General features: G+C 74.2%; 11 protein-coding genes. 1 reads left to right on the forward strand and 10 read right to left on the reverse strand.

Annotated elements, in window-relative coordinates:
• Positions 1-77: 77 nt before the first annotated feature.
• Positions 78-1,034, reverse strand: coding sequence for a 30S ribosomal protein S2 (gene rpsB / locus LPA27_RS06000; RefSeq protein ID WP_056862383.1), 957 nt, complete (start codon positions 1,032-1,034; stop codon positions 78-80).
• 599 nt (positions 1,035-1,633) lie between these two features.
• Here rpsB and LPA27_RS06005 point away from each other — a divergent pair.
• The gene (locus tag LPA27_RS06005) at positions 1,634-2,200 is read left to right on the forward strand and encodes a M23 family metallopeptidase (RefSeq protein ID WP_228941871.1); all 567 of its coding nucleotides are present in this window, start codon (positions 1,634-1,636) and stop codon (positions 2,198-2,200) included.
• 107 nt (positions 2,201-2,307) lie between these two features.
• Here the strand turns inward: LPA27_RS06005 and LPA27_RS06010 are convergent, their stop codons facing one another.
• The 9 genes from LPA27_RS06010 to LPA27_RS06050 all read right to left on the reverse strand — a co-directional run bounded on the left by LPA27_RS06010 (position 2,308) and on the right by LPA27_RS06050 (position 11,888).
• Positions 2,308-3,207 (reverse strand): tyrosine recombinase XerC, encoded by a 900-nt coding sequence (locus LPA27_RS06010; protein WP_056862902.1) that lies wholly within the window; start codon positions 3,205-3,207, stop codon positions 2,308-2,310.
• A 160-nt stretch (positions 3,208-3,367) separates the two neighbouring features.
• Complete coding sequence (gene dprA, locus LPA27_RS06015; RefSeq protein WP_228941872.1) at positions 3,368-4,531, reverse strand: DNA-processing protein DprA; 1,164 nt, start codon at positions 4,529-4,531, stop codon at positions 3,368-3,370.
• The gene (locus tag LPA27_RS06020; RefSeq protein WP_056862381.1) at positions 4,528-6,120 is read right to left on the reverse strand and encodes a YifB family Mg chelatase-like AAA ATPase; all 1,593 of its coding nucleotides are present in this window, start codon (positions 6,118-6,120) and stop codon (positions 4,528-4,530) included. Before LPA27_RS06020 ends, dprA begins: the two co-directional genes overlap by 4 nt.
• Positions 6,120-6,488 carry a YraN family protein gene (locus LPA27_RS06025; RefSeq protein ID WP_193664983.1) on the reverse strand — a complete coding sequence of 123 codons (369 nt, stop codon included), beginning with the start codon at positions 6,486-6,488 and terminating at the stop codon, positions 6,120-6,122. The genes LPA27_RS06020 and LPA27_RS06025 overlap by 1 nt, the downstream gene beginning before the upstream one ends.
• Before the next feature lie 134 nt (positions 6,489-6,622).
• Positions 6,623-8,614 carry a hypothetical protein gene (locus LPA27_RS06030; RefSeq protein ID WP_228941873.1) on the reverse strand — a complete coding sequence of 664 codons (1,992 nt, stop codon included), beginning with the start codon at positions 8,612-8,614 and terminating at the stop codon, positions 6,623-6,625.
• Between the two features lie 77 nt (positions 8,615-8,691).
• Positions 8,692-9,144 (reverse strand): TadE/TadG family type IV pilus assembly protein, encoded by a 453-nt coding sequence (locus LPA27_RS06035; protein WP_056862378.1) that lies wholly within the window; start codon positions 9,142-9,144, stop codon positions 8,692-8,694.
• Positions 9,145-9,320: 176 nt separating this feature from the next.
• The gene (locus LPA27_RS06040) at positions 9,321-11,045 is read right to left on the reverse strand and encodes a pilus assembly protein TadG-related protein (protein WP_228941874.1); all 1,725 of its coding nucleotides are present in this window, start codon (positions 11,043-11,045) and stop codon (positions 9,321-9,323) included.
• The gene (locus LPA27_RS06045) at positions 11,045-11,479 is read right to left on the reverse strand and encodes a TadE/TadG family type IV pilus assembly protein (RefSeq protein WP_056862376.1); all 435 of its coding nucleotides are present in this window, start codon (positions 11,477-11,479) and stop codon (positions 11,045-11,047) included. Before LPA27_RS06045 ends, LPA27_RS06040 begins: the two co-directional genes overlap by 1 nt.
• Before the next feature lie 100 nt (positions 11,480-11,579).
• Complete coding sequence (locus LPA27_RS06050; RefSeq protein ID WP_056862375.1) at positions 11,580-11,888, reverse strand: DUF2469 domain-containing protein; 309 nt, start codon at positions 11,886-11,888, stop codon at positions 11,580-11,582.
• Positions 11,889-11,910: the final 22 nt, after the last annotated feature.

Raw genomic sequence — 11,910 nt, forward strand, 5'->3', positions numbered from 1 at the left:
TGTGTGAGTGGGAGGTGTCCGGGCGTGCCACCGTCCGCGAGCGTCGCTCGCGGACGGTGGTCACGGCTGGAGCAGGATCAGGCCTTGGCCTCGTCGGCCGCGGGGGCCTCGGCGGTCTCGGTCTCGGCGGGGGCCTCGGCGGCCGGCTCGGCCGACGCGGCGACCTCGGCGGACTCGGCGCCCTCGGAGGACGCACCGGTCGCCTCGGAGGCCGGGGCCTCCGCGGTGGCGTCGGAGGCGGTGGCGGTCTCGGCGGCCTTCTCGGCGTCGCCGGCCAGGAGCTCGCGCTCCCACTCGGCCAGCGGCTCCTCGGCGGTGGCGCTCTCGGACCCGGTCTTGGCGCCGGAGCGGGCGATGAGGCCCTCGGCCACGGCGTCGGCGACCACGCGGGTCAGCAGACCGACGGCGCGGATGGCGTCGTCGTTGCCCGGGATCGGGAAGTCGACCTCGTCGGGGTCGCAGTTGGTGTCCAGGATGCCGATGATCGGGATCCGGAGCTTGCGGGCCTCCTCGACGGCGAGGTGCTCCTTCTTGGTGTCGACGATCCACACGGCCGACGGGGTGCGACCCATCTCGCGGATGCCGCCCAGGGTCTTCTCGAGCTTGTCGCGCTCCCGCTTCATCTGCAGGAGCTCCTTCTTGGTGCGACCGGAGCCCGCGACGTTGTCGAAGTCGAGCTCGTCGAGCTCCTTGAGACGGTTGATCCGCTGGTGCACCGTCTGGAAATTGGTGAGCATGCCGCCCAGCCACCGCTGGTTGACGTAGGGCATCCCGACGCGGGTCGCCTGCTCGGCGATCGCCTCCTGGGCCTGCTTCTTGGTGCCCACGAACATCACGGTGCCGCCCTTCGAGACGGTCTCCTTGATGAAGGCGTAGGAGCGGTCGATGTAGGCCAGCGACTGCTGCAGGTCGATGATGTAGATGCCGTTGCGCTCGGTCATGATGAAGCGCTTCATCTTGGGGTTCCAGCGACGGGTCTGGTGCCCGAAGTGGACGCCGCTCTCGAGGAGCTGGCGCATGGTGACGACTGCCATGGTGTGGTTTCTCCTGTGTGGCCGCAAGCCCGTGCGTGCGTCCTTGCCCTCCGCCCGGGGGCGGGGAGGACGCACCGGCGCTCGAGGCCGGTCGTGTTCTCGGTTGTTCGCCCCCAGCGGGTGCTGGGAGCCCTGACGCCGGCACGCGACCCGACCTGCGCAGTGGGAGCCACAGGACCGAGGGTCGTCGCCCACGGGAGACCGACCACCCCGGTGAGGGCGGTCGACGCGGTCTGCCGACGTGCGAAGTCGACCACTGCGGACATGCCGCACTGATCGCACTCTCCAGCCTACGCGCTGGCCGCCGCAGCAGCCCAATCCGACGACCCACGAGTCGCCCCCAGGCGGCGCGACGCCGCGCCCCCTCCACACCGTGCGCCCGCTCCTCCCCGGTCCACCCGACGGTCCTCGAGCCTGGGGTCATGCGCCGTCACCCGCCGACCCTCCCCGTCCGTGCCGTGACGCCCCGGACCACCGGGACCGGCTCGGCCGGCCCGCCGGGTTCCGCTCGGGCACGGAGGCGGCTCCTGGCGGGCGCGGGACTCACGCTGGCGTCGCTGCTCGGCGTCGTCGCGCCGGCCAGCGCCGGGGAGGACCCGGTGGGCACCTGGCCCCTGCTCCCGCCTCCGGAGGTGACGGCGCGCTTCGACGCGCCGGCCTCACCGTGGGCGCCGGGCCACCGAGGGGTCGACCTGCTCGGCCGGCCGGGCCAGGCGGTGAGGGCGGCGCTGCCGGGCACGGTCTCCTTCTCCGGCACCATCGCGGGCCGCGGCGTGGTCGTGGTCGACCACGGCGCCACCCGCACCACCTACGAGCCGGTGGCCGGGACCGCCGCGGTGGGCTCGACCGTCTCCGGCGGTGAGGAGATCGGGGCCTTGCAGGTCGGCGGCTCGCACTGCGCGCCCCGCTCCTGCCTGCACTGGGGGTGGATCGCGGATCCCGACACCTACCTCGACCCCCTGCGCCTGGTGGGGGCCGGGCCCGTGCGCCTGCTCCCCCTGGGGTCGGGCGGGGCGGGAGCGGTCCGGCCGCGCCCGGCCGGTCCGGCGGCGACGTCGCCGGTGCCGTGGGCGCCCCCGCTCCCCCGGGGCGCATGGGTGGCCTGGGTCCCGTGGGCTCCGTGGCTGGGGCTGGTGGACCGAGGGGCCGAGGGGCCGAGGGGCTGACGCACGACCGGTGCTGTCGCCCCGGACGGCTCGACGACCCGTGCCGCGGCGCGGGCAGCGGTGCTCACGGCCCGGGTGGCTCACGGCGCAGGCGCCACCCGGTGGGCCTAGGCGCGGGGGTGGGCCTGCTGGTAGGCCCGGCGCAGGCGGTCGGTCGTGACGTGCGTGTAGAGCTGCGTCGTGGCCAGGGAGGCGTGGCCCAGCAGCTCCTGCACCGAGCGCAGGTCGGCGCCACCCTCGAGCAGGTGGGTCGCCGCGGTGTGACGCAGGCCGTGGGGTCCGATGTCGGGGGCTCCGGGCACGTCCGCGATGCGTCGGTGCACGAGGGTCCGCACGGCGCGCTGGTCGATGCGACCACCTCTGACGCCGACGAACAGCGCAGGGCCCGACCCGGCGCGCACGAGGGCCGGTCGCCCGTGCCGGACCCAGAAGTCGACCGCGCGGGCGGCGGGCCGGCCGAAGGGGACCGTGCGCTCCTTGCGGCCCTTGCCGAGCACCCGCACGACGTTGCGCTCGCGGTCGACGTCGTCGACGTCGAGGCCGACGAGCTCGCCGACCCGGACGCCCGTGGCGTAGAGCAGCTCGAGCATCGCGACGTCGCGCAGGCCCACGGGGCTGCCGTCGTCGGCCAGCTCGCTCGCGGCCCGGATCAGGTCGGCCGCCTCGTCGGCGCGCAGGACCGGGGGCAGGGTCCGGTGGGCCCGGGGGCTGGCGAGGCTGGCGCCGACGTCCTGGGGGGCCCGCCCGGTGCGGGCGAGCCAGGCGGTGAGCACGCGCGCAGCGGTCGCCCGGCGGGCGAGGGTCGTGCGGGAGAGTCCCATCGTCTGCTGCTTGGCCAGCCAGCTGCGCAGCGTGCGGAGGTCGAGGGTGCCGACGTCGGTGTGGCCGAGGCGACGGGCGTGCTCGAGGAGGCCGGCGACGTCGGCGAGGTAGGCGCGGACGCTGTGGGGGCTCAGGTCGCGCTCGACGGCGAGGTGCCGCTCGTAGTCGGCCAGGACGCGGCTCATCTCCGGCGGCAGCGTGTCGGTGGGCTCGGTGGGCTCGGTGGGCTCGGCCGACCGCCCGTCGTCAGCCGGCCCACCCGTGCCCGGCGACGCGGCGACGGCGGCTGCTCTGTCGTCCGGCGCCGGGGTGCTCATCCGGCGATGCTAGGCCGGGCGGGCCTGCTCAGTCGTGAGCCAGGGCGGCGAGCCGCCAGCCCTCCTCACCGTGCTCCACGAGCCCCGCGCGGTGCAGGCGGCTCAGGGCCGACTGCACCTCGAGGAGCCCGAGCCCCGCGGCCCGGGCCACGGAGTCGGCGGGCGCGGCGCGCGCGACCGGCACCCCGTCGAGGACCTGCTGGTCGCGCCGGCTGAGGCGGTCGCGACGGCGCACCGGGCCGCGGGGCTCCTCGACCAGGTGCTCGCCGCTGGCTCCCACGAGCTCGAGGACGTCGGCCCCGCCCGTCACCAGTGCCGCGGCACCGGAGCGCAGGAGCTGGTGGACGCCCTGCGACGGCGCGCTGGTCACGGGTCCCGGCACCCCCATCACGACCCGGTGGAGCCGGCCGGCCCAGTTGGCGGTGTTGAGGGCGCCGCTGCGGGCGGCCGCCTCGACGACGACGGTGCCGCAGGTCAGCGCGGCGATGAGCCGGTTGCGGCTGAGGAAGCGGATGCGGGTGGGCGGCAGTCCCGGTGCCGTCTCCGAGACCACCGCGCCGACGGCGGCGATGTGGTCCAGCAGGGTCGAGTGGGCGGCGGGGTAGCTCCGGTCGGCACCGCACGCGAGGACCGCCGCGGTCGGCGCACCCGAGGCGAGCGCCCCGCGGTGGGCCGCCTGGTCGATGCCGAAGGCCGCCCCCGAGACCGCGGTGAGCCCGGTGAGCGACACCCGGGCGGCGACGTCACGCGCGACGCTCTCGCCGTAGGTCGTCGACGAGCGCGAGCCGACCACCGCCACTCCCCCGGCGAGCTCGTCGAGACGCAGGGGCCCGCGCACCCACAGTCCGATCGGCACGCCGCCGCGGTCGTGGAGCGGGTCGGCCGACCGCAGGTCGTCGAGGCCCGCGGGCCACTCGGGGTCGCCTGGCACGACGAAACGGATCCCCCGCTCCTCGGCCTGCACGAGCTCCCGCTCGGGATCGAGGGCCTCCAGCCGCTGCCCGACGTCGTCGAGCAGGCCGTGCAGGTCGTGCTGGGAGGTGAGGTGCTCGTGGACGGCGACGGGTCCGAGATCGGTGACCAGGGTGTTCATCCGCAGGTCGCCCGGCTCGGCGAGCCTGCTCAGCGCGACGCGGGCCAGCCGGTCAGCGAGCCCGACCCGTGGCGCCGACCCGGTGGGTCGCCGGCTCATCCGGCGCGCCGGAGCGTCGAGGACAGCAGCGGCTCGCCCCGGCGCAGCCGCAGCGCCACCTCGACCTCGTCGAGCCCCGGTCGGGCCCGCTCGTCGGGCAGGAGGTCGAGGACGGTCCAGGCGAGGCGGTTGACCCTCACCGCACCGCGCCCGGTCAGCTGGCCGGCGTAGACCTGATCGTCGACCACCCGCTGGGCGTCGGCGTCCAACCGCCACCGGTCACGCAGCTGCGGGCCCGGGGTGTGGGCGTTGAGCCGCCAGCTGCACCCGGCGTAGCGGTCGGCCTGGCGGCGACGGGCCAGAGACACCCGGCGCCGCACCACCTCGGAGGGCTCGGCACGGCTGAACACGTCGCGCTGGTCGTGCGGGGCCAGGGGCTCGACGTAGCGCACGACGTCGATGCGGTCGGCGATGGGACCGGTGATGCGGGCGCGGTAGTCGCGACGCTTGCGCTCGGTGCACCCGCAGCTCATCGAGCCCGACCGCGGGGCGTACTCGCCGCAGGGGCAGGGGTTGCAGGCGAGCACCACCATGGCCCGCGCCGGCAGCGTGACCGACTCCTCGCGGCGCGCCACGGTGACGTCGCCGCTCTCGAGCGGCTGCCGTAGCGCGTCGATGACGTCGCTGTGGAAGAGCGGGAACTCGTCGAGGAACAGGACCCCGAGGTGGGTCCGGCTCAGCTCGCCGGGCCGCACCGCGCCGCTGCCGCCGCCGATCAGGCTGGCCTTGCTGGCGTCGTGGTGGGGGGCGCTGAAGGGAGGCCGGACCACCATGCCCGCGCCCGGCTCCAGCACCCCGGCCAGGGAGTGGATCGCGGTGAGCTCGAGGGACTCCGAGCCGGTGAGGTCGGGGAGGATGGTCGGGATGCGCTCGGCGATGCTGGTCTTGCCGGCCCCCTTGGGCCCCTCCAGCATCAGGTGGTGGCCACCCGCGGCGGCGACCTCGACGGCGAAGCGGGTGTCCTCGAGACCCAGCAGGTCGGCGAAGTCGCCCTCCTCGCGGCGCTCGTCGCCGCGCCAGGCGAGCAGACGGCTCCCGCTCGCCGAGGCCACCGGAGGCGCCCAGGGCACCTCGTCACCGCGGAGCTCGGCGACCACCTGACCCAGCGACCGCACCCCGAGGACCTCCATGTCGGGCACCATCGCGGCCTCGTGCGCCTGCGGCTCGGGCACGAAGACCCGGCGCACCCCCCGCGCCGCGGCCGCCAGCACCATCGGGAGGACCCCGTGCACGCCGCGCAGGTTGCCGTCGAGGGTGAGCTCGCCGATGAGCACGACCCCGTCGAGTGCGGCTTTCGGCACCGTGCCGTCGGCAGCGAGCACCGACACGGCGATGGCCAGGTCGAAGTGCGTCCCGCGCTTGAGCAGGTCGGCCGGGGACAGCAGGATCGTGATGCGCTTGGTGGAGGGCCACTCGAAGCCGCCGTTGATGACGGCCATGCGGCAGCGGTCGCGCGACTCGTTGAGCGAGGCGTCGGGTCGGCCGACGAGCGTGAGCCCCACCTGGCCGGGTGACACGTCGGTCTGGACGTCGATGAGGTGCCCCAGGGCGCCGTGCAGGGACACCGACCGCGCGGTCGCCGTGCTCATCAGACCAGCCCCCGCACGTGGTCGATCGTCGAGGCGCCCTGGCGGGGCCGCAGCACCGCCACCAGGTCGATGCGGAGCTCGACGCGCCCCAACCCCTGCTCCACCCGCCACGCCTCGCCGAGGCGCAGCAACCGGTCGAGCTTGGCGTCGGTGACCGCCTCGTGCGGCGTGCCACGGCCCAGGCTGCTGCGGGTCTTGACCTCGCAGACCACCAGGACGTCGCCGTCGCGCAGGACGAGGTCGATCTCTCCTGCCGGGCAGCGCCAGTTGCGTGCGAGCACCGTCATCCCCTGCGCCACGAGGTGACGCTCGGCGAGCGCCTCGCCGTAGGCACCCAGGGCCTGTCGTGATCCTGCCGTCGTCGTCATGGGACCTCCTGGGAAGGAGGCTCCTCCGGATCGCCGGTGCGTGGGGTGCCGCTGCAGGAGGGTGTGGAGGACGTTCCGGTCGCGCGCGTCTGTGGACGACTCGTGGTCCGGCCCGGGCCGGACGTCGCGTCGGCTCAGCCGACGAGGCGCACGATGCTGGGCCCGAGGTCGGCGTCGTAGGCCACCGTGGGCGCCTGCGCGTCGACCGGGAGGGCCGCCTTGTCGAAGACGAAGACCTGGAGCGCCTTGACCGAGTTGCCGTTGATCGCCAGGCCGTTGGAGGCCGAGGCGGCGCTGCTCTGGGTCTCGTCGGTGAGGAAGCCGGGCACGAAGTCCAGGATCGGCTGGAAGCGCTTCTGGGCCCGGTCGGTGGCGTAGACCACCGGGAGCCACACGAGCCGGGGCGAGTCGACGACCTCCGGCGCGAGCATCGTGGCCGACACCCCCGTGCGGGTCAGCGAGTCGAGCGTCGCGCCGTTGCGCAGGAAGCAGGAGAGCACGTCGTTGTTGAGCCGCACGCTGCCGACGACGAGGTCGCCGCGACCCGGGCAGGTGGTGGCGCCGTTGCGCACGTCGAGGCGCCCCGGCCTCGACCCCGTGCCGCTGACGAAGCCGTCGTAGAGGGCCGGACCGTCGTTGCCGGTGTCGCCGAGGATGCAGTTGCGGCCGTCGAGGGGCTGGTCGTCGGGCGCGGCTCCGCTGATCCAGGAGGAGCCGCTGCCGCACTCCTTGGTGACGGTCTGGCCCACGGCGAAGGAGTAGGGCACCAGCTGGTGGTCGAGCCCGCCGGCGATGTTGGCCGCGAGCCGTCGCTGCCCCGTGAGGCCGTCGCGCCGGGGGCTGTCGAGCTGGCCGAAGTTGCCGCGGTCCTGACCCACGCAGCCCACGGGCACCCCGGTCGGCGACGGCGCCGGCTCGGGTGTCGGGGTCGGCGTCGCCGTCGGGGACGAGCTCTGGGTGGGCGAGGGCCCGGCGCTCGGGGACGGGCTCGGGCTCGCCGTCGGGGTCGGGCTCGCCGTCGGGGTCGGGCTCGCCGTCGGGGTCGGGCTGGGGGTGGGGGTCGGCGAGGGCGACGGGCCGACCACCACGTAGTCGAGGTGGTTGGCGGAGATCTCCAGCCGGGCGTTGCCCTTCGCCTGGATCAGGGCGTAGACCCGCCACGTGCCCGGGGTGGCCGACACCTCGCCGCCCACGGTGAAGGTCGGCACGACCAGCGGGTTGGTCTTGCCGACGTCCTGGGCGGCGTAGTCGACGTAGGTGGAGCCGTCGGGTGAGTAGAACCGGATCGAGGCACGGTCGGTGTTGCTGGGGATGGAGTCGACCTGGAGCTGGGAGACGCTGAGCTGCTGCCCGACCGTGACGCTCAGGGTGCGGGGGCTGGTGATCCGGTGGGACCCCACCGGGATGCCGGGTGAGGCCACCGTGGTCGTGGTCGCGGTCGTGGTCGTGGCGCTCGGGCTCGCCGTCGCGGTCGGGCTGCCCGTGGCGCCTGCCGTGGCTGTGGGCGTCGGGCTGGGCGTCGGGCTGGGCGTCGGGCTGGGCGTCGGGCTGGGCGTCGGGCTGGGGGCGACGGTCGTGGTCGTGGTCGCGGCGAGCGAGTTGCCGCCGGTGGTGTCGGCGGCGGCCGGGCCGAGGGCGCACCCGTCGGGCAGCCAGAAGGGCACCATGTCGGCGGGCGACGGCAGCGGCGAGACCACCCTGACCGTCGCGACCCGCTGCACGTCGACGGCCGTCCGGCCGAGCACGCCGGCGAGGCCGAACTCGACGTGGGCGGCCGGCGCCACGACCTCCATCTGCACGCAGACGTCGGTGCAGGCCGTGCCGTCGGCGTGCTCGAAGGACACCTCTCCGTTGGCGCGCTGGCCGTCGAGCAGGGCCGACCCGGTGGCGACCGGCTGGCCGGGGGCGCGGTTGGCGTTGAGGTAACGGGCCGCGTCGGCCGCGATCGCCGCGGGCGCGGCCGCCGGCACCGACACCCTCATCGGCAGGCGCCACCCGGCGCTGGTCGCCGTGACGTCGGCCTGCTTCTGCACCGCGCGCCCCCGGGACCAGGCGTTGCCGAGGTCGACCGCGAGCGCGGACACCCCGAAGAGCACGACGGCCATCACGGCGATCATCACCGCCATGGCCCCGCCCTCGTCCCGCGTACGCCGGCAGCGCCCCGCCGCCCGGGGAGCGGCGGGGCGGGCGCAACACCACCCGGTCACGGGCACGCCTCGGGCTGGCGCGGCACGAACTCGACGCGCGCCTCGGCGGTGGCGTTGACCTCCCCGTCGTCGACGAAGGGCAGGATCGGCAGCTGCAGGTCGAAGCTGTCGAACTGCACCGTCACCGTGACCACGTCGCCCACCTGCACCTGGCTCGGCAGCGCGGTGGCGTAGCTGCGCCGCACGGTCGCGGTGGAGCCCGACCCGGTGAGGCCCTGGATGTCGGCGGCGACGGCGGTGCGGTAGGCGGCGCAGGTCGCGGGGTCGCCGACGGCCGCCATCCGGGCGGCGTTGCGGGCGATGTCGCTGCCGCCCTGCATGGCCCAGAAGTACAGGCCGTACTGGATGATCCCGAAGAGCAGCAGGAAGAGCACCGGCATGAGCAGGGCGAACTCGACGACGGTCGCGCCCCGCTCGGAGCGCTGCGGTGCCGCTCGCCTCGTGCCCACAGCCGGTCACCTCTCGGGAGCGCTGCTCAGGTCCCCCGGTGGACGCGCGTCAGCGACAAGGAGCATCGGTCGGGCTGAACCCGTGCTGAGCGCTCGCTCGGTAAAATCAACGCGAGATCCTCAGATCGGTAACAGATCCACCACGGCCCGCGTCCCGCCCGAGGACGGCGACCGGCTCAGCCGCGCAGCGCGGGGAGGCTGCACACCGCCTCGAGGGCGAACACGTCGGCGCCACCCACCCGCACGCCCAGGAGCCTGGCGACCGGGCCGACGAGCTGGCTGTCGAGGTTGCCGGCCAGCGGGGTGAGGGTCTTGTTGACGAAGGCGTTGGGCCCGTTGGTGAGCCCGTCGAGCACCGCCGTGGTGACGGAGGTGATCTGGCTGGCGTTGAGGGTCAGGCCGGCGGCGGTGATGGAGGAGGAGGTGATGGTGGGCACCACCGAGCTGAGCACGTTGACGGTGCCGCCGGTCGACTTCGGCGTGACGTCGTTGGGAGGCAGCGCCAGTGAGACGGTGCTGGTCGCGGCCGGGGCGGGGCTGCTCATGGTCAGCCTGACCCCCACGTCGACCGCCACGTCGACCGAGGTCAGCAGCAGCTCGAGCTTGAGGGTGCCCTTGACCTCGAGGTCGACCGTGAGGCTGTACTCCGCGAGCCCGCTGGCCACGGCCACGGAGAAGGTCGAAGGGTCGGTCGTGGTGCCGTTGCCGCAGTGGACCTGGGGTGGGTCGACGAGCTGGGAGGTGGCGTTGCCGAGCTTGAGGTGCACGCTCCCGGTGGCCTTGGGGGTCTGCAGGGTGCCCTTCACCAGGCCGAGGTTGAGGTTCATGCTCGGGAGGTTGACGAAGGTCAGGCCCAGGTCGCCGGAGATCTGGCTGGTGGCCGCGCGCGCCTCGGCCGAGTTGGGCGCGCCGCAGGCGGTCTGCCTGCCCTGCTGCACGAAGATCCCGCCGGTCACCTGGCTGCCGAGGCCCGGCACTTGGGCCTGGAGGTTGGGGATGGCCACGGCGTGCTGGCCGGTGGCGACGCCGACCGAGCCCGCGATCAGGTCGAGCACGTTGAGCCCGGTCTCCAGGGCGGCGCTGTCGGTCGGGGAGATGTTGAGCAGCGAGCCCAGCCGCACCGCCGGCACGCTGCCGGCGACGGCCAGGAAGGAGCCGAGGGCGCTGACGGCCGCGCTGTAGCCGGCCGGCTTCTCCTTGTTGAGCACGTCGATGGTGCCCTTGACCAGGTCGCCGAAGGCCACCGGCGCGGTGAGCAGCTCGGTCTCGGTGCCGAGCACGGCGGTCGCGGCCAGCTGGGCCAGGCTCACCTCGGTGTTGGCGATGCCCTGGTAGCCGACCAGCGTGAGGTTGACCCCCAGCAGGCTGTTGAGCGGGGCGAGCAGGGCCGAGTCGTCGCTGCGCACCGCCGCGGCGTAGGACCCCAGGGCGTGGCAGGCGGTCGTCGTCGAGGTGGCGTACGCCGTGCGCGTCGCGCTGCCCGAGCCGGCGGCGAAGGCGAAGTCGGTGCTCGCGCTGGCCACGACCTTGACGGCGGTGGGCGGCTCGGCGGTCGTGTTCCAGGTCGTGCCGTTCCACGATCCCCAGTCGGCGGTCACGACGAGGTCGTCGCCGAGGGTGGTGCTGTTGCGGGCGACGCTCTGGCTCAGCAGCGAGGTGGACGAGGTGGTCACCAGCGCGGCCAGCTGGGCCTGGGAGCGGCCGTCGATCTCACGGGCCATGTCGAGCGCGACGACGTCGGCGATGGCCTGCATGTCACGGCGCACGACGCGCTGGGTGCCGAGGTCGACGGCGAGCGCGGCCACGGCGAGCAGCAGGGCGATGGTGACCGCGAGGAAGACCGCGACGGCGCCGCGCTGGCCGCGATCGTCACGGTGGACGCACCAGGTGCCCCGCAGCATCAGCTCACCCTCGCCGTCGCGGTGTAGCTCAGCGTCTGCGGCAGCGGCACGAGCGGGAGCTTGGGGGTCAGCGGCTGGGCGGCGTAGGGGTAGGACACCAGCACCTGCACGCAGCGGGCGCTGCCGCAGGTGGTGAAGGTGACCGTGCAGGTGGCACCGGAGCTGCAGGAGACGCCGTAGCTCTGGAGCGCCTCGTTCACGCTCGCCAGGGCCGCCGTGCGACGCGAGGCCTCCTGGGTGGTGTTGAAGGCCTGGGCGCCGACGGCGGCCGCGCGGGCGCCCTCGGCCGCACCCTGGCTGATCGCCTGGCGGAAGCTCAGCATGTAGCCGTAGGTGATGATGCCGAAGACGAGCAGCAGCAGCAGCGGTGCCACGAGGGCGAACTCGACCGCGGCCGCGCCCCGTTCGCGGTCGCGTCCCTGTCGCAGACCCATGTCTCCCTCACCCCGCACAGCAGCCCCCGAGCTCCACGAGCGAGGCTAGGGAAGGCGCTCAGGGGCGCGCGGCCAGCTGGGGGCAGATGGCCCGAAAGGACTACTTCTCGGGCAGATCCATGTCCGAAGGACTGAGCTCCTCGACGTTGACGTCCTTGAACGTCAGCACCTTCACGTTCTTGGCGAAGCGGGCGGGGCGGTACATGTCCCAGACCCAGGCGTCGCTCATCGACACCTCGAAGAAGACGTCGCCGGCCTCGGTGCGCGCCTTCACGTCGACCTGGTTGCACAAGTAGAAGCGCCGATCGGTCTCGACGACGTACTTGAAGATGCCCACGACGTCGCGGTACTCGCGGTAGAGGGTCAGCTCCATCTCGGTCTCGTACTTCTCGAGATCCTCGGCGCTCATCGCTCTCCTCGTCGTCGGTGCG

The sequence above is a fragment of the Nocardioides sp. Leaf374 genome (genome assembly GCF_916862475.1).
Lineage (GTDB): Bacteria > Actinomycetota > Actinomycetes > Propionibacteriales > Nocardioidaceae > Nocardioides > Nocardioides kribbensis.